Below are 24,960 nucleotides of genomic sequence, written 5' to 3' on the forward strand. Positions count from 1 at the left end.
ATTTGTATAATTCTATAATAAAAAGCGAACTCCGAAGAATTCGCTTCATGCTATCACATCTTATTTTATTTCTTCACTTAGATCTTTAACATTGTTCAACTTATATATTATGAACCCAACCACAGGTATAAAGATTAACCCTATTATTCCAAATGTCTTTGTTATTCCAAAGTTTTGAGCCATTACTCCTACAACTGGGAATAATACTAACATAAACATGCTAAAACATACAGAGTCAAATGATAGTATAGTAGCTCTATACTGTGATGGAATTAAAACATTTATATAATCACTAAAAATAGGTATCGCAAATCCACTTATCATACAAGATAATAAAAAGATTATAATTGTGAAATATCCTCTAGATACTGAGAACCCTATAAGTATAAATATATTTACAACACAAAGCATTATAATAATAGATTTCTTGCTTAGCTTTTTCTCTACAACGTATGCATACTTAGAACTTATAGCTCCTAGTACATTGGTTATACCGTAGATAATAGCTATTAAAGTTCTCGATATACTCATATTCTCAAAATGTTTTTGACAATAAAAATATATAGTAGTGTCTATTGTAGATACAAAAGAATAAAATAGAATTAAATATAGAACCATCTTTCTTTCCTTTAATATCTTAAAGCTTTCCTTTAATTGGTGTATAAATACATTTTCATTATTACTTTTATGATCTATAGGAGGCTCTTTATAAAAACTTGCACTACTTAATGCAAATATATCTATAAATAAGGCTAAACTATATGCATATACAAATCTAAAGTCAGAAAGTATTCCTCCAAGTAATATAGCTAATCCTCTAGCAATTTCCATAAAAAATGATATAGATCCATATGTTTTTTTGTATTCGTCTTCTTTATTCAAAAACTTCATACTATCGTATATTATAGATTCTGCCGCTCCAGAATGTAAGTTATACGATAAAGCTGAAAATACAAAGCTAAAAGCGTATACAGTAAAACTATCTGAGCAAATCATAAGAACTGTTGATATAAAGCTAAAAATCCTGCTTATTATAATACTTGTTTTTCGTCCATATATATCTGCAATAGCTCCAGTTGGAACCTCACATAAAAAACTCGTTAAGTGAAATACAGATTCTAAAAGACCTATCTGTACTAAACTAAGTCCTTTAAAACTCAGGTATAATACCCAAATAGCTGAGGTTATATTAAAACTAAAGAAAAAGTTGTATACGTAACTTAATTTAATATTTTTTTGCATAAAAAATCACTCCTAATATTGTATTTTTAAACATCGATAATTAGGAGTGTGCGTCTTTATATAAGGATTAAAAAATCACGGTCTTATACTCGTAGTTTTCTAAAAATGGACGCACTTCTCCCGTAAAAAAGAGATACACCATTTTTTGCAAATGAACTACTATAAGCCATAATCTTCATCTTTAATCCTCCTTTACCATAATATTTTCTTTATTATATACCATTTAGATTTTTTTTACAATTATATTACTTTCAATATTTATCCGAAAGCTAAAAGTTCTAAAACTCCATCTGAATTTAACTCCTTTTCTCTTATAGAATCAATTCCTTCTTTGAATAAATATTTTAAAGAAGCATTAAGCCCATATATTCCAGGAATATTTAATGTCCCTGCCTCAAATTTATCGGGCATATAATCTGGATGAATCTCATATTCTGATAAACTTCCTGTTCCCCCTTCTATAAACGTACTCATTTGATCTACTAATTTATCATTTACAATAAATCCACCGATTCCCTGTGGTCCTAAAAGTGATTTATGTCCTGTAAAAGCTATAGCATCAGCATTTAATTTTTTATAATCTAAATTTAGGAAACCAGCTGTTTGAGCTGAATCTATAATAAATAAGATGTTATTATCTATGCAAATCTTCCCTACTTCTTCAAGATTTAGTATTGTTCCACACACATTAGAACCATGTATCATAATAACAGCTTTTGTATTAGCTTTTATGTATTTTATTAACACCACTTTACAAGAAAATCTAACTTGCTAAAGAATAATCCTTCCCTAATGGCTTTACTAATTACATGCTTAACTTCTTGCTGGCTACAAAATCTATATTATTTAAAATTACAACTAATAAAAGGTAGTACAATCCTAGCCGAATATGCTAATACAACATGACTTTGATATACATCGTATATATTTGAATCATCTTCTTTGTCACTTTTATTGTGTATACTTAAGTGGGTTTAGTATACATATATAGTTGACATATCAATTATTTATCAATATAATAAAGAATGTATTTTTAGCAATGTTACAGATATCTAGGGAGGTATTGGGATGGATCATAATTTTAACAAGAGTATGGGATGGCAGATATACAAAGCAAGAGTATTAATGAAAAATAAGTTACATAGAACAATTAAAGAATTTGAAATTACCACAGAGCAATGGAATGTTCTAAAAACAATACATATGAAAGAAGGATATAATCAAAAGGAATTAGCAAAAAAATGTTTAAAAGATAGAGCGGCACTTACAAGAATTCTTGATATACTTGAAAAAAAAGAATTGATTGAAAGAAAAACATCACCTACTGATAGACGAGAATATTTAATTTATATGACTTATAAAGGACATATATTATATGATAAGATATTACCAGTAGTTCTTAAATATGCAGAAGAAAATATGAGGCAATTTAGTAATGAAGAAGTAGAACAACTTCATTACTTATTAAAAAAGTTAATTTCAAATTTAGAGTAATATTCAATAAACATACATATAAAAAATTAAGAGAAAATGTAATAAACTTTTACTAACTAAAATTTATTTTTTCTTAAACAATAATGATAAGATACTTATATCGCTAATACATCTTAACTTTTAGTTTAATATTCAATAAAAATTTTTAAAAAGATAATTGATATATCAATTAATGATGTGTCATACATTATTTTTATTTAAAACTTTCTTGAGTGTTATAATCCCTAGCATTGCTATAAATCTAAATAAATACATATAAAACAAGAAAAAATGGAGGAGTTTATGAGTAACATGTCAAATAAAAAAGTTAGATCAAAATATATTACTGTATTTGCTACATTTTTAGCATTTATGGGAATTGGAGTCGTAGATCCAATATTGCCAACAATTGCAAAACATATAGGGGCAAGTCATTGGGAGATTGAGATGCTTTTTACAGCTTACATTTTTACTATGGCGATTATGATGATTCCATCAGGAATTTTAGCTACTAAATTAGGGGATAAAAGAATGATGTGTATTGGACTTGGAATAGTAACAGTATTTTCTTTGTTATGTGCTGTTTCAAATGGAATTGTACAACTGTCTATCTTCCGTTCAGGATGGGGACTTGGAAACTCTATGTTTTTTGCAACAGCTATGATATTATTAATTCAATTTAGTAAAGATGCAAATCGTGCAATAGGATTATATGAAGCTGCAATAGGACTTGGAATGGCAGGAGGACCTTTACTAGGCGGAATATTAGGTGGTTATTCTTGGAGATACCCTTTTATAGCAACTAGTTGTCTTATTTTTATTGCTTTCATATTAGTTAAATTCTTTGTTTACCAACCAGAAGTAAAAACAAAAAGAAAAACTATAGGCGGAAAAGAACTTATAAAGTTAATTAAATTTCCACCATTTCTTAGAGTAGCGATGGCCTCAATGTGCTATTTTTATGGATTTTTTGTAATATTAGCATATTCACCACTTGTTATAAAATTATCGCCTATTAAATTAGGTTTTGTGTTTTTTGGATGGGGATTGATGCTTGCGTATGGTTCAGCAATCCTTTCTCATAGTTTAGAGAAAAAATTTAATCCTTCAGTTATATTACCTTGGAGTTTAATTTTATTTACGCTTTTAGTAGGAAGTTTATGTTTTGCTAATAGTTTAGAAGTAAGAATTGCACTGATAACTTTAAGTGGTTTATTTTCAGGATTAAACAATGCTTTATTTACAAGTTACGTTATGGAGGTATCACCTTATGAAAGAGGAATTACTTCAGGTGCATATAATTTTGTACGTTGGCTTGGAGCTGCTATAGCACCAATATTATCAGGATTTGTAGGACATGCTTTTTCAAGTAATACTCCATTTGCTTTAGCTAGTGCTGTTCTATTAGTAGGAATATTTTTAGTTGTTGTAAAAGATAAACAAGAAATAGAATTAGAATTAGAAAAAGCTGCATAGTTATAATAACCAAACTCATTTTAAAACATAAAGTTTTTGTATATATATTTTATAGATTGAACCTTTTTCATAATAATAATATAACTGAGATCCTTATTTGTTATTTTAGTTTTCGTACTAAAGATTATTAACATTTTAAGGCTCAGTTATATTATTTTTTTATTAAATTTAATCAATTATGTCAAAAAAGCACCTAGCTTATCCGCTAAATGCTCTTTATTATAGTTACTTATTTAATTTAATATTTCTTTAACTCTACCCACAATACCACTTTCAAGCATCACTTTGATACCATGAGGATGTGTAGGTGATTTTGTAAGAATTCTTTGAACCACACCTTCTGTTAATTTACCTGAACGCTGGTCTTGTTTTTGAACAACTCTTACCTTTATACCTGGTTTTATATCTGCTCTCTTTTCTCCATTCATTTCTATCACCTCTTTATTTATAAGTTAATATATGGTGATAGTATATCATATAATTGTGGATTCTTATCTTATTCCATACTTAAAAGTTCTCTAGCTTGTTCTTTTGATATTTTTACATGATAGAACAAATCAAAAAACTTAATAGTTTCTTCTTCTAAATCCACATCACAATAATCTTTATAAAGAACACTTTGTGCCCATTTTATTCCTATTATTCTGTTTACAGATGAAGGTCTATCTATCCAGTTAAATGGTTTTTGAGGTATTAAAAATACATTTTCATTTTTCACAGCATCGACTTGTTTCCATACAGGATCATCAAATGAATTTGATTCTGCAAGAATGAATTGAGGATTCCAGTTTACTACTTGTTCTAATGAAACACCTGTTTTACCATGATTATCTTTGATTTCAAAATTTGCTACATTTTTTGCCCCAACTAAGTCTATTAATTGAGCATGAAGTGAGCCTACTGGATCTGTTTGAAGACCTTTTTCACCTTGAGCATAGTAAACTGTAACTTTTTCATCTTCAGGTATACTATTTGCTATTTGTTTTGCCGACTTGATTGTTTCATCGCAATAATTAGCAAGTTTACTTGCTTGTTCTTCACATCCCAAAAGTTTACCTACTTTTATATAGCTCTCAGCTGTTTTTTCTAAAGATCCATCAATTAAGATAATAGGAATTCCAGATTGTTTTTGAAATTTTTCTACAACCGAAATACTTTGTTCATTAATATCACCCATTGATAAAATCAAGTCTGGATTTAACTTCATTATTTCTTCAATATTGGCAGAATCTTTACCTTGTAAGCTACCTGCATTTGGAAGTTCTTTTAATTTTTCATTTACAAATTCGCTATTCTCAATAGAAACCCTGTTATCCCAAGTTGCAAGTTTATCAACATCAAGAGTATATAAAAATATTGCACCAAGAGAACTTGTACAGTATACTTTTTCAATTTTAGAAGGTATTTCTATTTCTCTATTCGCATCATCTACAAATGTTACAGTTTCTTTTTTTGAGTCTTCAGAAACTTGTTTTTCTTGACTACTAGCACATCCTACTAAATTAATCATTAACATCATGCATATCAAGAATACATATAATTTTTTCATTTCTTTTTCCCCCTCATAATATCTATATTTTAGGAATACAAATTCTATTGTTATCTTCCGTTCTATGTATATCAACACTTATATTGTAAATACTATTTAAAGATTGACTAGTTATAAGTTGTTTAGGTTTTCCAAATAAAAATCCGTTATTCTTGTCTAAAATCATTACTTGATCTGCATATAATAAAGCATGATTTGGATCATGGGTTGAAAAAATTATAATTTTACCCTCTTGACTTAATCTTTTCAAAAGATGCATCAATCTTATTTGATTTCCATAATCAAGACTCGAACTCGGCTCATCCATTACAAGAATTTTAGATTGTTGTGCAAGTGATCTAGCTATTAATACTAATTGTTTTTGTCCTCCACTTAACTTCGTATAATCTTCATTTGCAAGATGGAGTATATTAATTTGCTTTAATGCTTCAAGCGCCACAGCTTTATCTTGCTTGGTAGGTGATGCAAAATTTCCTATATAAGCTGCTCTACCCATCAATACCACATCTATTACTTCAAAAGAAAAAGGTGGATTATGAGCTTGTGGAACGTAAGCCATTTTGCTATACGTTTCTCTTATCGGAATATCTGATAATTTTTGTGAATCTATGCAAATTTCGCCTGTGATAGGTCTTAGTATACCCAATATTGTTTTCAAAAAAGTTGTTTTTCCAACCCCATTGGCACCCAAAAGGCAAATTAACTGATTCGTTTTTATTTCAAAATTTACATTTTCCCAAATAGGTTTATTTTCATATCCAAAACTCAGATTGCAAACTTTAAACATTAACCCCACCCTTTTCTGCCTTTTATTAATAGGTATGCAAAAAATGGTATTCCAAAAAGAGATGTTATTATTCCAAGTGGTATTTCAAAAGCTACCGCAGATCTGGCTATATCATCAACTATCAATAAATAAACCCCACCTATCATTATACTAAAAGGTATCACAAGTTTATAATTGCTTCCAACCATTATTCTTACCATATGTGGAACTACTAATCCAACCCAACCTATAACACCCGCAAAAGATACAACACAAGAGCTTAAAAGTGTAGAACATATTATTATAATACGTCTTAAAAGCTTTGTATTTACTCCAAGAGCTATTGCTTCTTCTTCAGACAAAGCAAGTATATTTATTTTCCATCTTAACAATATCAAAGGAATCATTGCCAGCGTTAATATAGATCCAAGCGGAATCAAATCATTCAAGCTAATATTTCCTAATCCACCCATAAGCCAAAATGTTATTGCTGGCAACTTTTCATAAGGATCACAAACATACTTTATTAATGATATAAGAGCTGAAAACAAACCTTGAACCAACATTCCCGATAATACTAAGCTTAAGCTAGGATCATGCCTTGGAATATTTCGACTCATCATAAGCGTCATAAAAACAGCCAATAGTCCAAAGCAAAAAGCTGTTAATTGTATATATTGTATTTTAAAAGAAAATAAAATAGCTAGTCCAACTCCAAAGCTTGCTCCAGAAGCTGCTCCAAGTATGTTTGGAGATACTAGAGGATTTTTAAATATTCCTTGAAAACAAGCACCACTACAAGCAAGTGCCGATCCTATAAGAAATGCCGCCAAAACTCTTGGCAACCTAAGCTGCAAAAATACACTCATAGCCTTAATGTCATTATTCAAAATATCATTGATTGATATAGGATATCTTCCTATTCCCAATGAAAAAATAATACTTACAAAAATTATAACAATAGTTATATAAATATACTTATATTTCATTGCATTCAAACCTTCTTATATGCTTCAATATTTGATTTGGAATATCATCTCTATTTTCTAAAGTTAGTTCCAAAACAAGTACATCATCTCTTGATTTTATATAGTTTATAAATTCGCCATTAAACTTTTTTAAAACTCCGATTACTATATTGGAACTATTTAGTGAATCTATCACACTTTGCTTAAATTTTGGTGCGTTTTCTTCTAAAAATCCTATTTCATCCATAATTATTATATTTTCACTAGATATAGCTTTTTTTAGAATTTCACATCCATGATTTTCAAATCCTTCAATATTAGCTACTGGTTTTGAATTTGACTTTGAGTAAGCTATCAAACAATTATATGATGTATTCTCAATATCACATATATAAAATTCTTTACTATCTGTCATGAACTTTTTTCCTACTTCAAAACCTGAGACTTGTTTGTCTATTAAACCAATAGTTTTTTTAAGTGCTGTGGTTTTTCCATAACCTCTAGGCGCTGTTATAAATATGTTTTTCATACCTACTCCTTAGTACTCTATATTTTTAATATCTTTCATATGATTTAAACTTCCGTTATTCTTTACTAAAGCTATTTCACTTAAAATTCCAAGAGCTATTTCTTCAGGTTTTTCTGATGCTATATCAATTCCTATAGGTGCATATACTTTTTTGATTTTATCACGTGAAATTCCTTTTTCTATCAAACCTTTTAGTATATGAGATACTTTTCCCTTACTTCCTATCATTCCTATATAGCTAGCATCTGAGTTTATTACACTTTCAAGAACCAAAGTATCATTCTTATGATTACTTCCGACTATAACAATATAAGTATTTTTATTGATGCTATATTGTTTTAAAACTTCGTCAGCTTTTCCCACTATCAACTCATTCGCATAACAGAAATTTTCTTTATTTAAAAGTTCTTCACGCTCATCTATTACTACAGTATGAAGATTTATCATGCTTGAGAGCTTGTGAAGATGTAGCGCTATATGACCTGCTCCTGCTATTATTAATTTGTGACTTGGAACAAAAATCTTAATGAAACCTTTAATTTCACCTCCACATCCCGTATCTAGCTCACCTTTATCATCAACCTTATATGTAAACTCTGCATTCTCACATTTTTCTATGTACTCTAATGATTTTTTGATAACTTCATATTCAAGTTTTCCACCACCTATAGTTCCATAAGTAGAACCATCTTCAAATATAGCCATAAAAGCTCCTTTTTTACCAGGTGTTGAACCACAAATACTGGTTAATGTAGTCATAGCGACTTTTTCTCCAAGTTCTATTTTTTCATAAATTTTTTTAAGTATTAATTTTTCCATATTAAAACCAACCTTTTTTATGATTTTGTAATTCTACCATAAAACTATCATATTATTGTTAAATATTCAAGTTATTGTAAAATATTTAAAAATTAATGTGTCAATTTACCAATACATCATAAAAAAACGTTAAGCCTTTAGATCTGAAGAGATCTAAAGGCTTAACGTTTTAATTAACTTATTTATTATTAATTGTAATTACACCAGTTTCATCCATAGATGCATCAACTTTTAAAATATCAGATACAAATTTAAATGGTACATAAGTTGTAGAATCTTTGATTTCCGGAGCTGCTCCTAATGATCTTGAAGCCATCTTTGCGAAGAAATAATTATCTTCACCAGGCTTAACACTTGTATACTGAGCTCCTTTTTTTATTTCTATTGATCTATTATCTTCATTCCATTTAACTTCGTATCCTAATTTTTCACAAACAACTCTTAATGGTACCATAATAGTTGCATCTTCTTTTTGGTACACATTAGCTTTAATTCCTTCATTATTTACAACAAGTGCAAAGTTAAATCCTCCAATAGAATCTTGTGGGATTTCTATTTTAAATTCAGGATTTCCTGTAGATCCAGGGGCTATTTCATATTTATCAAATACTATTACTACATTACCATTTTCATAATAGAATTTTTGGTTATCTGAAATACCTTTAAATCCATTTTCTTCATCAAAGTACTTATCTTTATTTTGCTCTATTTGTGCTTTTATTTCCTCATCTATTATTTCTTTGTATTTTTCTCCAAGTAAGTCTCTAATGCTTACTTCCTCTGCTTTGTCTTTATTTGAAATATTATAAAAATCTATTTGTGGGTTTCCAGTTCCACCATTATTAAAAGCTTTTATAACTTCTAATGAAACTATTGAATTATCTATTCCTGAATTATCTTTTAATTTAAATTCTACTGTGACAGTATTAGGTCTTACTTCCCAACCATTTTTCTTACAATCTTCAGCAAACTCTTTAGATTCTTTCTCAGCTTCATTTATGTATGTCATAGCTTCTTTCATTATAGTTTCATTTAAATCAAGTTGATATGCCTTATCTTTTAATCCTTGTAATTGAGGTATTCTAGCATTTACAATTAAGTATTCACTTTCTGTTTTTATTTCTTTAACATCAACTTTAAAAGTTTGAGCACTAATTGGAACAGCTACTGCTTCATCTTTTGCAAGCATTATTCTTGGTTGTGTAGTATCTAATTTTGAATAATCCATATTGGGATCATACATTGCATAAGAAGCTGTAATTCCTCCCAATAATATACAACTAGTTAATCCTAACGTAACAATCTTTTTCATTTTCATAATTAAACGCCTCCTAAATTTTGATTATATACTTATTAGACGTTTGATATCTATAAAAAGTTTATTATTTTTAATAAAATTTAATATTATACAATAAAAAAATTTAAAATGAGTTATTATATATAGTGAATTGTTAAATATAGGCATTTATCCATAAATTGTTAAGAGCTTAACTAAAAATTATAAGGAGGTTAATTCATATGTCAAAACAATTAAAAGCGGATATATCATTATTGGTTGTAACATTATCTTGGGGATCATCTTTTATACTTACTAAAAATTCTCTCGGCACACTAGAAACATTCAATTTTCTTGCTATAAGATTTTTGATAGCATTTACAATTTCTTCTTTAATATTTTATAAAAATATGAATAAAATTGACAAAGATACTTTAAAATACGGAATAATTATAGGAATTATACTATTTAGTGGATTTGCTCTTCAAACATTAGGTCTTAATTATACTACTGCTTCAAAGTCAGCATTTATAACTGGTTTTTCAGTAGTTTTAGTTCCTTTGCTTTCATCAATTTTACTAAAGCAATCACCTCAAAAGAAGGCTGTTGTTGGAGCTTTTTTTGCACTTATAGGCCTAGCTCTATTATCTTTGAATGGAAAATTAATGCTCAACATAGGAGATTTTTATACTTTAACAGGTTCTTTTGCTTATGCTATGCATATTGTTATTGTAGGTAAATATACAGTTAAAGTTGATTCTATAACTTTAGCTATAATACAAATAGGCACCGTGGCAATTTTAAGTTTATTTACATCTTTTACAGTAGAAACTCCTATTATTCCTTCAGGTGAATTTGTATGGATTAATATTTTTATTCTAAGTATTGTATGTACCTCAGGAGCTTTTATTATTCAAAATGCAGCACAAAAATATACAACTCCTACTCATACAGCATTGATTTACACAAGTGAACCCGTTTTTGCAGCAATATTTGGTTATTTCATGGCGGGAGAAATTTTAAGCTCAAAAGGAATTTTAGGAGCTATTTTAATATTATTTGGAATGTTAGTAGCTGAAGTAGATTTCAAATCATTGTTTAACAAAAAAGATTTAGACAATAAAAATAAAGATGTGAAAGATAGTTTAATGGAATAAATATATCCACACCTTCATTTCCATTATTTTAAATATAATTTCATCATATTATTTTTTCACCCTTTATTTTAGCTTAACATAACTTTACAATCTTTAATTGTTTTTACAAATAAATATATTCATTCAAATATTAATTTCTTATAAAATATGATGTATTGAAGAGACTGAAAATATTCACAAAAGAATAAGCCCTCTATAGTAGTTTCATAACTACTATAGAGGGCTTATTCAAGTGTATAAACACCTTATTATTATTTTTTAGGAATAACTATTGCTTTTCCTTCTTTTCTCCACTGTGCAAATTCAGCAACAGCAGTGAAAAGTGCATCTGTTGAAGAGTTAAGTGCAGTTTCACAAGAATCTTGAATAACTCCTATAACAAAACCTACACCAACTACTTGCATTGCTACATCATTTGGAATACCAAATAAACTACATGCAAGAGGAATTAATAATAATGAACCACCAGCTACTCCAGAAGCTCCACAAGCACTTACAGCTGAAAGTATGCTTAGGATTAATGCTGTACCCATATCTACCTTAATACCTAAAGTATTAACTGCTGCAAGTGTTAATACAGATATTGTAATCGCTGCACCAGCCATATTTATAGTAGCACCAAGCGGAATTGATACTGAGTAAGTATCCTTATCTAATTTTAACTCTTCACACAAGTTCATATTTACTGGAATATTCGCAGCTGAACTACGTGTAAAGAATGCTGTAACACCACTGTCTTTTAAACATTTTAATACAAGTGGATATGGATTTTGACGAATAGCAACAAATGTAATAAGTGGATTTACAACAAATGCCATAAATAACATACATCCAACTAATACAGCAAGTAACTGTGCGTAGTCACCTAAAGATCCAATACCATTTGTAGCAATTGTATCAAATACTAGACCCATAATACCAAGCGGTGCAAAGTTTATTACCCATCTTACTACTTGAGCTAAAGCATCTGCAAAATTACTAATCATTGTTTTTGTAGTATCAGGCGCATTTTTTAATGCAAGACCAAGAAGTAATGCCCAAGCTAAAATACCAATGTAATTAGCATTAGAAAGTGCTGTTATAGGATTAGAAACTATATTCATAAGTAATGCTTTTAATACCTCAGAAACTCCTCCTGGAGGCGATACATTTTCAACACCTGCTCCAAGTGTTAACGTTACTGGGAACATAAAACTTGCTACAACAGCAACAAGTCCAGCTACAAATGTTCCAAAAAGATAAAGAACGATGATTGATTTCATATTAGTTTTCTGACCGCTCTTATGTTGAGAAATAGCAGCCATTACTAAGAAAAATACCAATATAGGTGCAACCGATTTTAATCCACCTACGAATAATGATCCAAAAATAGAAATTGGTTGTGCTGCTTCAGGAGCTATAATAGCTAAAATAATTCCAACAATTAAGCCTATAATGATTCGCTTAACTAAACTCATTTTATTCCATTGATTTAACAAGTTTGTCATTATGATTCCCTCCCATGACTGTATTAAAATATGTTAGTCATAAATTAAGAATGTATTCAACTTAAATAAAAATTTTTATAATGCCAGTAAAGGTTTTCCCTTTTCATTGGATCGAATACTTCTAAAATTCTGACTACACTGACATCTTACCACAATTCAGACTTCATTACAAGAAAGCTTAATCATTTTTCTATATTTTTGGTATTGTCAGAATAGTCCAAATTATCCTTATTATAGTTTTTATACACTTAATACTCATAATATAAAATTTATATATAATATTAATTTTTTTACCCATTGAATACCTTTAAATTCAAGCATTTCAAACAATATTTCTTCATCTATTATAATAAATTTTCAGCCCATTTTAATTTAGATTATATCCTTGTAATAATCTCATTTTTTCTTCCATTTCATAATTTCACTATTTTGTGTATATCTTATATACAAAATGTATGTTTTCGAATCACTCAGCACTTATCTAATATCATAAATATTTCTAAATTTTCCAACAAATAAATCAATTCTTTAATTAAATTTATTAGATCAATCACTACTAATATTTAGATTGTATCCTTATTAAAAGTAATTTATACTATTTTTATAAATATCATTTGTATACTAAAATACCCCAGAAAAATTTTTTCTAGGGTATTTTAATATTATCCAACAATATAAAGATACATATCTAAACTAATATCTACTGATTTTTCTATAATTCTCACAAAATTAGTATAATGATTATATTCTACAAATTCTTTTAATTGGTTTACTAAATCCTTTTTATCTTTACTTAAGAGTTTGGTTATACTCTCATATCCTCCTTGATTCATTTTATTAAGATAAAATACATTTTCCTCAATTATATGATAAAAAAGCAAACATCACAGCAGAAAAACATATATTTCCCGAGAAATAACTGTTATATAAAAAACTTATACAAATTAATTTATTATAAAAACTCATTTTTTTAGTTTTAACGTATTTTCAAGACTTTATGTGAATTAAATACTTTTATTCAAGCTAAAAAAATGAGAGTACTTTGTTTGAGTCCACTGAAAAACTTATTGTTTTCCAATGAACTTAAACAAATATAAAAAAAGATGGCTCAAATTTGTTCTTTGAATTTTTGAGTCATCTTTTTCTATGGAATAAATCCTTTTTCAACCCTGTTTTTTAACCTAATATTTTCTATATCAAAATAATATGTAATAGTTTGATTTGCAGCCACATCTTTTTTTCCCTGTTTAGCTTTTCTTATAGCCATATGCCCTGCCTTACAAACATACATTCCAGCATCTTTATTAAATTCAAATTCATCTTCCTTTTTTCTGAAACCCTGTGTAACAGAAGGGTTTAATTTCGCTACTAATTTAAGTTCATTTGTATTTGCATATTCTATATTTCCTTTTTCTGAATATGCTGAATCTCCAATTACATTTTTAACTTCAATACCCGCTTGCATACTCTTATGAATTAGAGATTTTAATTGTTTTCCATCATTCTTTTCACCTGTCGTAATTGTTGCTGCAGTAATAATTCTTTCTTCACTCATCGCAATATGTGTTTTATAACCAAAAAATGAAGAATCCACAGTTTTATGACCAATTTTTGCGTCTTCATCTTCCGATATTCGTAAGTGCTCTATATCATCTTCTAAGGTCTCTTTCAAAAGATTCAATTTTTCTTTAACTTTAGGATAGTTTGATATATAATCTTCTTTTTCTATAACATCAATAAGTTTTTGGCAATATTCTATTTCATCTTCTAAAATATTTGTTGTTGTTTTAGTTGGAAATTTCGATTTAATACTTTCATCTATTGTATATACTGATTTTCTCAGTTTTTTAGATCTATCCATTAAAATTTCTTTAGGCGATTTTTGATTATAACGTGCTTTAGTATGAGTAGCATCTACAATTATAGAGTTACTCTTTATAATACCTTTTTCTATATAAATTTCAACAGTTTTATTTATAAGCATATCTAAAAGATTCATATCTTTTAAGCGTAGCTTTCTGAATTTAGTCAATGAACTAGGGTTAATAACTGCTTCTTCTGGGGTCATATCTAAAAAATATTTAAATGACATATCATACCTAGAACGCTCTATAACATCTACATCTGATATATCAAATATAATTTTTAACAACAAATATTTAAACATCCTAATCGGATCAATCGCTACGCCACCATTATCAATACAATATTTTGAAGTTAGCTCATCATATCTAAATGAAAAATCTATCATTTCTTTTATTTTTCTTAGAAAATTATCTTTAGGAACTACTAAATCATATATAGTATCATATTTACTAGATACATATTCTTGTTTTACTAATATAAAAATCACCTTCTTTAATTTTTTATATTAGAATTATGTACAATAAAAAGGTATAACATTCATACATTGAAGTGAACGCTATACCTTTTTAAAATAAGAACACTTTTTCAGTAGCCTCGCAATAGCTAACCTATTAATTATTTAAAAGACTCTTTATTTCTTTTTCTATTCTATCTATCTCTCTTTCAGGATTAGCCCACCAATTTCTACTCCATATTCTAGAAATACTCCATCCTCTGTCTTCTAAAAATCTTTGTCTATAAATATCCCTTTCTTTTGCCGATTTTGCACTATGATACATTGCTCCATCACATTCTACTCCTAAAATAAAATGTGTTGAATCAGTTGGATTTATAATCGCTAAATCTATTTTATAATCTGAACATCCAACCTGTGTTCTAACATCATATCCTCTTTCAACTAATTTATTGTACACTTGTGATTCAAAAGGACTATCAAATGCTAACTGTTGACTTGAATTTTGCTCTCTTAATGATGGATTAACTTCTTTTAATATTTCTTTTGCTAATTCATAGTCTTTATTTGAGATAGCATAAGAATATCTAAGAAATTGCTTAAATATACTTGGACCTATATTTTTTGATTGACCTACTTGCAAATGATTTGGATTAAAACTACACACTACTATAATTTTTTCTTTTGCTCTTGTGATTGCTACATTTAATCTATTTTCCCCACCTAATCTATTAAGAGTTCCAAAGTTTACAGATAATTTTCCCTGTGTATTTTTTCCGTATCCTACTGAGAAAATAACAATATCACTTTCATCGCCTTGAACATTTTCAATATTTTTTACTAAATGTTCTTCAAAATCTTCTTCACTTTTTATATTTTGATATAATCCTTTAAATTCTATATCTTCTTCATATTCTTTAATTTTTCTTTTTATAAGTTCTTGTTGCTTTTGATTAAAAGTAATTATTTTTATGGTTTTATCAGTATAATTTTCTAAAGTTTGTTTTAATATATCACATACTTTTATTGCTTCTTTTAAATTAGATTCATTTTCCCATATACCATTAGCATTTATCCATTCAATTGCAGGAGGGTCTGCATAAGGCATTACATTTGGTGCAATTTGAACTTTTCCCTCATAAAAAGCATGATTTGAAAAATTTATTAACTCTTCATATTTAGATCTATAATGCCACTGCAATAACCTACATGAAAAATATTTTTCACTTAAACTCAATAAACTTTCATATTCATTTAACTGCTCCTCATTTTCATCATCTAAATCTAAACTGGCTTTAAAAAGATTAGATGGAGGCAACTGTTTGTCATCTCCTGCTACAATAACTTTTTTTCCTCTGTATAGTGAAGGTATTCCATTTTCAATAGTACATTGTGATGCTTCATCAAATATTACTAAATCAAATAATCCATTTATTAAAGGGCATATAGCAGATACAGTTTCAGGTGATACAAGCCATACAGGAATTATATCTAAAAGACCTTTATCATAATATTTATCCATTAGCTTTCTGATTGACCATACTTTTTTCTTTTTGCTTGCTTCATGTAAAATATCTTTATATTCTTTCAAATTATTATTTTTAAAACTTGTAATTTTTTCTTTTAATTTATTTTGTATATATTTAGGTATAACCTCTTGCTTTCTTAATATTAATTTTTTATATTCTTCAAGCATTTCATTATAAGTATCTGTACTTATATCTTTTATTTCTGGACATGATTTTTCTGCAATGTCTATCCATTTAGTATAAAAAGATTTTTTGAGTGTATCACTCCATACATTCCCTAAATCATCATAAATAATATTTTCTTCGCATAAAATATCAAATATCTTCTTTTCTTTATTATCTAACTTACTAATCAAACTATCCATCTCTACTAATGAGTTAAAATCTCTTTCTAAATTGTAATTTAAATTTTTTAATGTTTCTAAAGCAGCATCTTTATCTACCGTAAAATTCAGTAGTTCTTTTATATCATTATTATTTAAAAATCTATCAAAGCTTTTTATTCTATTATTTATACTATTAACTTTTAAATTATAATTATTAATTTGAGTTAATTGATTATAAATATTATCCCACTGTGTAGTAGAACCTATGTCTAATTCTTTTATTAAGTTCTTTCCTCCTTTTAATAGCCATAACCATAACCCTATTTTACTTAATATATTTCTTCTGTTATTATACTTTTCAAGCTTTATTAAACCAGCTTCTATAACTTTGTGGTATCTGAAATATTTATGTAAGTCAATATCATCTTTTATATTAAATACGTTTTCCATTTCCTCTATAGTTTTATTTATAGCTTGCATAATTACAGCTAAATCTGTATTATTCATATCTTTAAAGCTTTTTCTATTTTTTAAAAGATACTTTTCATGTCCAAATTTACTATGATAATTACCTAATCTATTTACAAGACTTATTATTTTATCTAGTCTTTGTTTATTTATTCTATATGGTAAATCATAAAAATTCATAATTTTTTCATTTCCTGAAAAGAGCTTGGACTCACTATATAATTTATAAAGTGATAAACCACAATCTTGTACGTTCCAAAGTCCTCTTGCTATTTTATTAAAATATGCTGTTTTAGTTTGTATATTATTACAAAGTTCATTATAATTTTCAATTTCACTTTCAATTGATTCTAAATTCTTCTCTTCAAGAAGTGATTTTATTTTTTTATATAAATCCTTTTTATCTTCATTAGTATTATGAACTAAAGCAACTTGATCTGATAAATTATGTTTTTTCAATCTATCATATACTACATCTAATGCAGCTCTTTTTTGACATACTACTAATACTTTATAATCTCTTGGCATGGCGTTACTAATAAGATTTGTAATTACTTGAGATTTTCCTGTACCAGGTGGGCCTTGAAGTACTAATCCTTTAATTTTATCTAAATTTAAAATAACTTCTTCCTGAGAAGCATCTGAATCAGTTATATTAAAAAGTTCTTTTTCAGGAAATTTGTCTATTTCTATTTTCTCTATATTATCCCAAACTCCCTCATCATCTATATTTTCTTCATTTTTAAATATATTATCTAAAAGACTATGTTCATTATTTTTAGATATTTTATCTATAATTTCATCATAATCTTTGTATATCGAAGTGCTTCCTTGTGGGAAATGTCCTAATATAAGATTACGTTTTATTTTTAATGTACCTATATTAATATTCGGTATATTTTTAGCACAATACTCTGGAATACAAGATATATCTTCATCTTCGTATACACATTCTATTCCATACTTATTTAATACTTCACAAATCCAAGTTTCTAGATTTTCTTTTGGAAATTCAATTACTTCTTCATATATTTGATTATCAATTATTCCTTCGTTATATTTTTGAAGTGCTAATAGAAGTGCCTTATTTATTTTACATTCTTCATTGTCTTCCACTTCCAAATACCACCCTGATTTTAATCCATTATTCTTACAAAGCTTTACTGGAAATAAAAATATAGGTGCTTGTATAAAATTGTTGTTCTTTAGTCTTCCTGTTAAAAATGGATATCCAATATATAAGTCATACGTTCCTTTTTCTTTTTCTTCTAGCGTAATGTTTTTATAAAGAGAAGACAGCTTATGTGAATTTATTTGTGCATCAGCAGTTTTATCATTTATCAATTCTATTTTAGAAGATTCTTTTAATAGTTTTTGTAATACTTCCTCACATTTAGATACTTTATTATCGTTATCTTGTTTTTTATTTATATTAGTCAAATCAAAATTCCATTTATCACTAAGTTTTATAAGTCTTAAAGATCTATTCTTATTACTTAAATCACTTAAGTTATCTCTTAAAAGAGTTAATTTTTCCTTCACTACAATATACCTCCTATAAAACTTCTATTTTTAGTATGAGCTTATTGTTCCATATTATGCATTTACTTGCTCTAGGCATATTGCAGATATATATTCTTTTTTTTATATCTTCTATATGGTTAACATAAATATTTTTATACTTTCATAGAAATTAGAATAGATAGAGATTTTAAAAAGGAGATGAAAAAATGAGTTTTAAGTATATGCCTGTATTAAGGTCTAGAGAAAATGAAAAGAGAGCATTTAAAAATTTTTTTGATAATAAAATTTTCTCAAGTAATACAATTATTCCATTAATCGAAATTATTCAATATTCACCTAATAGAAAAAACACTACTGATTCTAAACTACCGGAAGAGATTTTTGAAGAAAGTTATGTAAATGAGTTTAAAAATTATGATTTTCCCATAATTGTAGATATTCCTATGTATATTGACTTAAACTCCAATATAAAGCAGAAATATAAAGATTTTTTATCCGAAATGTTATCTAATTCCAATAAAAAAACACCTTCTAAAAGACTAATTTATTTTAATAAACTATCTAAATTAAAAAATATTATTCCTGTTGTTTCATATAATCCAAATGCTCCATATCCATTAAAAACTATTTCTACCCAAGAAAAATATTTAAGAACTAACTTTAATAAAATAGCATTTAGAGTGTTTGTAAATATTAATACTATTACACATATATTAAATGAAGTAGAGCAATCTATCACTTCAGAGGATATTTTGATATTAGATTTGCAGGATGACGATTATAAAGAAACAAAATTTAACACTTTATTTCAAAAAATAGAAGATATAAAAACATCAAAAAAATGTAAAACAATTATATTAAATACACCTATAACAGAAGATATCATCAAAAAAAATAAAAATGTACAGAATGATTGCCCTATTAATGCAATAGACAATTCTATAGTATTCAGCTATAAAAGTTTTGGATTTGACGCCTTTGGAGATTATGCAGGTATAAAAAAATATTTAGGTCCTGATAATAACGGTAACAACTACAACCCTCCCGTAACTTACAATATATTTTACGCTTATCATCAAAATAAATATATTAAATTCAAATCACAAACAATAAATGCAAGTAAACCAGTTGTTGCTCCTTCAATCACTAAATCTAAATGTTGGAATATGTATGGTCACACCCACCATAAAAACTGTCCTGGATGTATAGAAATTAATAATAAATCTATTGATACAAGTAAGCCTGGTAACTGGGGTACTTGGCAAGCTATAAATATTCAACATTATATTTATACAATGAATGACTTTTTATAAATATTTAAAGGTAGCACAAAGTGCTACCTAATCTTTTGTTAACTCTAAACCTCTTTTATACTTTGAATCTACAGCTACTTTTAAGTCACATAGTTGTTCTTCAATATAATCACATAATAATTTAAGGTTTATTTTATGTAAATAATCTGATTTCAACTCTATTTCAAGTTGATATTCATGTTCTTCTTTTTTATTTGAGTTTAGATATACCACATCATCAAATGCCATTTCAAATTTAAGGTCACCTTTTAAAATATAAAATTTTTTACGTTTATTTATAACAGTTAAAATATTGTTAATCTGATCGTAAAAATTTACATTTTTAAATTCTGGTATGTATTTCACAATAAACTCCTTATAATCTTCTAACTTATTACTCCAAATAGGGATCTCATGTTCAAAGCGTTCATTTTTAACTATATTTTTTTTATTAAAACAATTGATTGTAGGGGTTTTAATAGTTAAATAATATTTACCACTTTTTTCTCTTATCCTTAAAGATCTATTTGTTTTTAATAGTACTTTATCTTTTGTATCATAATAATAATCTATTTGTTTTTCCAAGCTATTTTCTTCTATTTCATAATTTTTATATTTGTATAAACTTTCAATTATTTTCTCAAATAATTTATATTCTCTAAAATAATATTTTTTTTCAATTTCTATATGTGTTCTACTATTATACCTATTTATTAATTCTTTTATTTCTTTAATTAATAAGTCTATATTTTCAAAAGAGTTAATATGTTTTAACATATCATAATTAATAAACATCATGTTTTGAATTTCATTTATTTCTTTAGTTATTATTTTTGAAATCTGCGATAAATCTCTTAATGTACCTTCACTAGTTTGTATTAAAATATTATCAATATTAAAATTATAAATTTTATGATCTACATCTAATTCTAGCCAAAAATATTCATTTTTTAGATTTTCTATATAATATTTATTTTTATTTAATATATTAATAAGTTCATTTTTAAACTCATATATGTTTTCTTTTGTATCGTTTATTACTTCTACTTTATTATATTTCATTCTATTTATTAAACAAGAACATAATTGTGATAGTATATTATCATCTGAATCTTTCCAAATATTAAATAGTCCCATCAATATATAATCATCCAACGAAATGTATTCTTCTATTGTAATATCATTTCCCTCAAAAAATGAAATAAGAGCTGTTGGAATAAATATATTTGTAAATTTTTTCGTATCATACAGTTCTTTAGCTCTACATAATATTTTTTTTATTAGTAATTCCATTTCACATTTAAATTTATTGTAATACACTTCTTTATACATTTGATGTCTGCCTATTAGATATTGTTCAATATCTGATAAATACTTTTCAAGTATGCATATGTAATAATTGTCTTCATATATAGTTATAGTCATTGAACTAATAATTCGAGATATATCAATTGTTCCATACTTTACACCTGTATTTAGAGAATCTCTCAAAAGATAATCCATTCTATCTGCATCAAGTTGACTACTTATTAAAGTAGATAAAATAAAATTCAAATCTATTTTTTTTACATTTTTTAAATTAAATCCATTTTCTTCAATTGTTCTTTGTTTATCAATTAAATTTGCCACTTCTTGCGGAAAAGTACTACCAAAATTTCTAACTAATACCTTGTTAACATTACTATTTTTATCAGTAATTATTCTAATAGTCCAATCTTCGTGCTTTAAATTTTTATTATTAATAAGAAATATATCTTCAAAAGCATGAGAAAATGGGCCATGCCCAATATCATGTAATAATGCAGCTGCTAAAGCTATATCTCTATCTCTATCAGTAATATTTATTTCATCTATATTTATTTTTCTAAATATATTTTGAAAATGTAATATAATTTCATTCATAATATGGTATGCCCCTATTGAATGAGAAAATCTAGTATGTTCTGCTCCTGGAAATATTAAATTAGCAACTGCAAGTTGTTTTATTCTTCTTAACCTTTGAAATTCAGGAGTATCTATTATATCTAAAAATTTATTTGGAATAAAAATATCCCCATGTAAAGAATCTCTAATTATTTTTTCATTAAAATTACGCACATATTGTTTCACATAATCATCTCCTAATTTCCAAATAAATAATATAAAAATAGCTACTAATCAATGAATTTATAGTAGCTATTTTTTATATTTTTTTCTACTATTAATAGAGTTTATTGTATTCACTCTTCGCAAAATTGTCTGTCATTCCAGCTATATAATCACAAATTGAAGACAAATAAACGTAATTATTTTCAATGAGACATTTTAAGAATTCCTCATGTTCAGAATTCAATTTACTATTACATTTATTAATCATGCTAATTTTTTCTTCATTTAAAGCATCTTTAACAAAGAAATTTTCATTTGTAGCAAAACATTGTGGACAAATTAATTTATTAAAATTCAAATTTAATTTTAATATATCAATTAATATATTAAGCTCTTCCCTTGAACTACTTTTAAATTTAATTTCACTAATAGAAATTGCTTTATCTTTTGGCTTTATTTTTATATCATAATATTTTTCACAATTTTTCTTTATTCTTTCTTGCATTCTCTCTAATACATATGTTGGCATCTGTCTAGGATTAGTATGGTACGCCTTGAATAATTGTCTAATTATATATATTGCTTTTCCATCAAATCTATTAACTTCAAAAGAGTTAACAATTCTATTACTAATGTATTTATCTACTTTATCATTAAATTCTTCAGCTATATCAGAAAATGAAATTATTTTTTTCTTAAAAATATATTCATTACGCTCTTCATTTTTAAAATCATCTTTTTCTATATTATTTAATATAAATCTCGAATGATTTGTTGCATCTAAAATAAAGTAATCAATAATATCTCTAACCAGATTTATTTTCATATATAATATTTCTTCCTCTGATATATTTTCTTCAACTTCAATATTTTTTTCAACTTCAATATTTTCTTCTTTTTTGTCTAATTTTATCAATTTTTCTTTAAGCTTTTCTATTAGTTTTGTATCTAATTCAAGCTTTTCAATTAATTTATATTCCAATTCTTCTTTTATAAATTTTTCATACTTCTTTTTTAATTTTTCTGCCTTTTTATTTATATTTTCTGCCTTTTTATTTATATTTTCTATATCTATTTCCTTATCAAACTTTTCACCTTTTAATTTTGTTACAATATTATTATATTCTTCAATTTTTTTATCAGCAGCATTTTTTATAAACTTTATAACTTCTTCATATGATAAATTCAAACTAGAATCTCTTAATCCATCATCTAAATCGTGTTGTCTTTGTGCTATCTCATCTGCTAAAGCAACAATTTGCCCTTCAAGTGTCACTGAATCTCTTTCATCTAAATATAATAAATTTCTAAATTTTTTATTTAATAACTTTTCAAATTCTTTATTTCCTTCAAAATCTATAAATCTATCTATATTCCAACATTTATTACAATCGATACACTCTTCTTTTTTATGACGTTTTACTTTAGTATGCTTAAGAATACCCTCCAATACTTGCCAAGTTAAATTTAGCCCCTTTACATTTTCATATTTCTTTTCAATTTGATCTAAAATTCTCAAACTATTAAAGTTATGCTTAAATCCACCAAAATCTATTTTATAATTAAGTTTTTTACTTAAATCATCTTCTCCAGACATAATTTTATCTAACGTTCTTTCACCTTGATGTCCAAAAGGTGTATGACCTAAATCATGTCCTAAGGATATTGCTTCAACTAAAACTTCATTTAATCCTAAATTTATTGCTAAACTTCTTCCAATCTGAGATACTTCTAAACTATGAGTTAATCTTGTCCTAAAATGATCACCCTTTTCATGTGAATATATTTGTGCTTTATGTTCTAATCTTCTAAATGCTTTACAAAATAATATTCTATCTCTATCCCTAGAAAACTCAGTTCTAGTTGTTTTTATTTTTTCTTTCATTTCATCATCTAAAATACCTTTATTTGTATCTATTCCTTCATACTTTCTATTAGTGTTATCATCTGATTTATTTTCACCTTGCATAAACGTATCGTTTAATTGCTTTACATCTTCCATCTATTATCCCCCTTGATATTTGATAAATTGTTCTATAACATGTCTTATTATAAATATTACTATAAATTAGAAACCACAAAGTATCTTACCAAGAGTTTAACAAATTTTTATATTTATTTCAACAAAATTACATTTTACTAAATTCTAACCAATTTCATGAGTTTAAAGCTATCTATAAGAATAGACTAGGAATTATACTTTTAATATTTTCTAATATTTCTGTGTATTTTCTGATAAATTTAAAAAGCTAATCTCTTTTACAAAAAATTAGCTTTTTGATACTTTTAAAATCATTAAATTTTATTCTAAATAATTATATGTATTGTTGCCTATTTATGCTTCATATTTATTATTCTCTATTTCTTTTAATAGTCCCAACCCCTTCTGTGTTATAGAAATACCAGATATATTATTATTTTTTATACATATGTATCCTTCTTCTCTTAATTTTTTAACATGAAAATAAATTGAAGATAAAGATTTTATTCCAGTTTCTTGTTGTAAATTTATTATTGAAGGATAATATCCATAAATTATATTAAATTTATAAATAGCATTTAATATAATTAACCTATTGTGCTAGTTAAATTTTAAAATAATAAAACTCCAACAAATGTGAAAACCTAAAGTTAATCCAAAACTTTTATAAAGGAGGTTTTCATATGTTGG

The 24,960-nt window shown here is 26.5% G+C and carries 18 protein-coding genes and 2 pseudogenes; 4 read left to right on the forward strand and 16 right to left on the reverse strand.

Features of this window, described 5'->3' with window-relative positions; genetic code table 11:
• Positions 1-60: 60 nt before the first annotated feature.
• From WJW32_RS08440 to WJW32_RS14925, 3 genes and pseudogenes are all read right to left on the reverse strand, one after another.
• On the reverse strand, positions 61-1,242 hold the full coding sequence (locus tag WJW32_RS08440; RefSeq protein ID WP_340257304.1) for an MFS transporter: 1,182 nt from the start codon (positions 1,240-1,242) through the stop codon (positions 61-63).
• Between the two features lie 258 nt (positions 1,243-1,500).
• On the reverse strand, positions 1,501-1,992 hold the full coding sequence (locus WJW32_RS08445; protein ID WP_340257306.1) for an aminotransferase class V-fold PLP-dependent enzyme: 492 nt from the start codon (positions 1,990-1,992) through the stop codon (positions 1,501-1,503).
• A gap of 14 nt (positions 1,993-2,006) precedes the next feature.
• A pseudogene (locus WJW32_RS14925) lies at positions 2,007-2,138 on the reverse strand (IS701 family transposase); the annotation flags it as partial.
• A 172-nt stretch (positions 2,139-2,310) separates the two neighbouring features.
• Here WJW32_RS14925 and WJW32_RS08450 point away from each other — a divergent pair.
• A complete protein-coding gene (locus tag WJW32_RS08450) occupies positions 2,311-2,736 on the forward strand; it encodes a MarR family winged helix-turn-helix transcriptional regulator (protein ID WP_340257308.1) in 426 nt (141 codons plus the stop codon).
• A 282-nt stretch (positions 2,737-3,018) separates the two neighbouring features.
• A complete protein-coding gene (locus WJW32_RS08455) occupies positions 3,019-4,191 on the forward strand; it encodes an MFS transporter (protein WP_340257311.1) in 1,173 nt (390 codons plus the stop codon).
• A 233-nt stretch (positions 4,192-4,424) separates the two neighbouring features.
• Here WJW32_RS08455 and WJW32_RS08460 read toward each other — a convergent pair whose 3' ends face one another.
• The 7 genes from WJW32_RS08460 to WJW32_RS08490 form a co-directional block, all read right to left on the reverse strand.
• The gene (locus WJW32_RS08460; protein ID WP_099191794.1) at positions 4,425-4,619 is read right to left on the reverse strand and encodes a YwbE family protein; all 195 of its coding nucleotides are present in this window, start codon (positions 4,617-4,619) and stop codon (positions 4,425-4,427) included.
• Positions 4,620-4,687: 68 nt separating this feature from the next.
• Positions 4,688-5,740 (reverse strand): ABC transporter substrate-binding protein, encoded by a 1,053-nt coding sequence (locus WJW32_RS08465; RefSeq protein WP_340257315.1) that lies wholly within the window; start codon positions 5,738-5,740, stop codon positions 4,688-4,690.
• A gap of 22 nt (positions 5,741-5,762) precedes the next feature.
• Complete coding sequence (locus tag WJW32_RS08470) at positions 5,763-6,527, reverse strand: ABC transporter ATP-binding protein (RefSeq protein WP_340257317.1); 765 nt, start codon at positions 6,525-6,527, stop codon at positions 5,763-5,765.
• Entirely contained in the window at positions 6,527-7,495 is a 969-nt protein-coding gene (locus tag WJW32_RS08475; protein ID WP_340257319.1) for a FecCD family ABC transporter permease, read from the reverse strand. The genes WJW32_RS08470 and WJW32_RS08475 overlap by 1 nt, the downstream gene beginning before the upstream one ends.
• Positions 7,485-8,003, reverse strand: coding sequence for a nucleoside-triphosphatase (locus WJW32_RS08480; protein WP_340257321.1), 519 nt, complete (start codon positions 8,001-8,003; stop codon positions 7,485-7,487). The genes WJW32_RS08475 and WJW32_RS08480 overlap by 11 nt, the downstream gene beginning before the upstream one ends.
• A gap of 9 nt (positions 8,004-8,012) precedes the next feature.
• Entirely contained in the window at positions 8,013-8,822 is an 810-nt protein-coding gene (locus WJW32_RS08485) for an XdhC family protein (protein ID WP_340257323.1), read from the reverse strand.
• A 178-nt stretch (positions 8,823-9,000) separates the two neighbouring features.
• Positions 9,001-10,140 carry a stalk domain-containing protein gene (locus tag WJW32_RS08490; protein WP_340257325.1) on the reverse strand — a complete coding sequence of 380 codons (1,140 nt, stop codon included), beginning with the start codon at positions 10,138-10,140 and terminating at the stop codon, positions 9,001-9,003.
• Between the two features lie 200 nt (positions 10,141-10,340).
• Here WJW32_RS08490 and WJW32_RS08495 point away from each other — a divergent pair, with 200 nt between their 5' ends.
• Complete coding sequence (locus tag WJW32_RS08495) at positions 10,341-11,255, forward strand: DMT family transporter (RefSeq protein WP_340257327.1); 915 nt, start codon at positions 10,341-10,343, stop codon at positions 11,253-11,255.
• Positions 11,256-11,506: 251 nt separating this feature from the next.
• Here the strand turns inward: WJW32_RS08495 and sstT are convergent, their stop codons facing one another.
• The 3 genes and pseudogenes from sstT to WJW32_RS08510 form a co-directional block, all read right to left on the reverse strand.
• On the reverse strand, positions 11,507-12,742 hold the full coding sequence (sstT, locus tag WJW32_RS08500; RefSeq protein WP_340257329.1) for a serine/threonine transporter SstT: 1,236 nt from the start codon (positions 12,740-12,742) through the stop codon (positions 11,507-11,509).
• Between the two features lie 1,177 nt (positions 12,743-13,919).
• A pseudogene (locus tag WJW32_RS08505) lies at positions 13,920-15,086 on the reverse strand (transposase); the annotation flags it as partial.
• A gap of 133 nt (positions 15,087-15,219) precedes the next feature.
• Positions 15,220-18,927: an AAA domain-containing protein gene (locus tag WJW32_RS08510; protein ID WP_340257331.1), complete on the reverse strand. Its 3,708-nt coding sequence runs from the start codon at positions 18,925-18,927 to the stop codon at positions 15,220-15,222.
• Between the two features lie 188 nt (positions 18,928-19,115).
• Here WJW32_RS08510 and WJW32_RS08515 point away from each other — a divergent pair, with 188 nt between their 5' ends.
• Positions 19,116-20,222, forward strand: coding sequence for a beta family protein (locus WJW32_RS08515; protein WP_340257333.1), 1,107 nt, complete (start codon positions 19,116-19,118; stop codon positions 20,220-20,222).
• A 27-nt stretch (positions 20,223-20,249) separates the two neighbouring features.
• Here WJW32_RS08515 and WJW32_RS08520 read toward each other — a convergent pair whose 3' ends face one another.
• The 3 genes from WJW32_RS08520 to WJW32_RS14930 all read right to left on the reverse strand — a co-directional run bounded on the left by WJW32_RS08520 (position 20,250) and on the right by WJW32_RS14930 (position 24,858).
• On the reverse strand, positions 20,250-22,310 hold the full coding sequence (locus WJW32_RS08520; RefSeq protein WP_340257335.1) for an HD domain-containing protein: 2,061 nt from the start codon (positions 22,308-22,310) through the stop codon (positions 20,250-20,252).
• 91 nt (positions 22,311-22,401) lie between these two features.
• Positions 22,402-24,291 (reverse strand): dGTP triphosphohydrolase, encoded by a 1,890-nt coding sequence (gene dgt, locus WJW32_RS08525; RefSeq protein WP_340257337.1) that lies wholly within the window; start codon positions 24,289-24,291, stop codon positions 22,402-22,404.
• A gap of 333 nt (positions 24,292-24,624) precedes the next feature.
• The gene (locus WJW32_RS14930) at positions 24,625-24,858 is read right to left on the reverse strand and encodes a hypothetical protein (RefSeq protein WP_445330225.1); all 234 of its coding nucleotides are present in this window, start codon (positions 24,856-24,858) and stop codon (positions 24,625-24,627) included.
• Positions 24,859-24,960 lie beyond the last annotated feature (102 nt).

Source organism: Tepidibacter sp. Z1-5, from assembly GCF_037844525.1.
Taxonomy (GTDB): domain Bacteria; phylum Bacillota; class Clostridia; order Peptostreptococcales; family Peptostreptococcaceae; genus Tepidibacter_A.

Coding starts and splice junctions, on each gene's coding strand:
- sstT (WP_340257329.1), bottom strand. CDS start 12,742: ATGACAAACTTGTTAAATCAATGGAATAAAATGAGTTTAGTTAAGCGA.
- WJW32_RS08440 (WP_340257304.1), bottom strand. CDS start 1,242: ATGCAAAAAAATATTAAATTAAGTTACGTATACAACTTTTTCTTTAGT.
- WJW32_RS08455 (WP_340257311.1), top strand. CDS start 3,019: ATGAGTAACATGTCAAATAAAAAAGTTAGATCAAAATATATTACTGTA.
- WJW32_RS08490 (WP_340257325.1), bottom strand. CDS start 10,140: ATGAAAATGAAAAAGATTGTTACGTTAGGATTAACTAGTTGTATATTA.
- WJW32_RS08465 (WP_340257315.1), bottom strand. CDS start 5,740: ATGAAAAAATTATATGTATTCTTGATATGCATGATGTTAATGATTAAT.
- WJW32_RS08480 (WP_340257321.1), bottom strand. CDS start 8,003: ATGAAAAACATATTTATAACAGCGCCTAGAGGTTATGGAAAAACCACA.
- WJW32_RS08485 (WP_340257323.1), bottom strand. CDS start 8,822: ATGGAAAAATTAATACTTAAAAAAATTTATGAAAAAATAGAACTTGGA.
- WJW32_RS08475 (WP_340257319.1), bottom strand. CDS start 7,495: ATGAAATATAAGTATATTTATATAACTATTGTTATAATTTTTGTAAGT.
- WJW32_RS08460 (WP_099191794.1), bottom strand. CDS start 4,619: ATGAATGGAGAAAAGAGAGCAGATATAAAACCAGGTATAAAGGTAAGA.
- WJW32_RS08470 (WP_340257317.1), bottom strand. CDS start 6,527: ATGTTTAAAGTTTGCAATCTGAGTTTTGGATATGAAAATAAACCTATT.
- WJW32_RS08515 (WP_340257333.1), top strand. CDS start 19,116: ATGAGTTTTAAGTATATGCCTGTATTAAGGTCTAGAGAAAATGAAAAG.
- dgt (WP_340257337.1), bottom strand. CDS start 24,291: ATGGAAGATGTAAAGCAATTAAACGATACGTTTATGCAAGGTGAAAAT.
- WJW32_RS08495 (WP_340257327.1), top strand. CDS start 10,341: ATGTCAAAACAATTAAAAGCGGATATATCATTATTGGTTGTAACATTA.
- WJW32_RS08450 (WP_340257308.1), top strand. CDS start 2,311: ATGGATCATAATTTTAACAAGAGTATGGGATGGCAGATATACAAAGCA.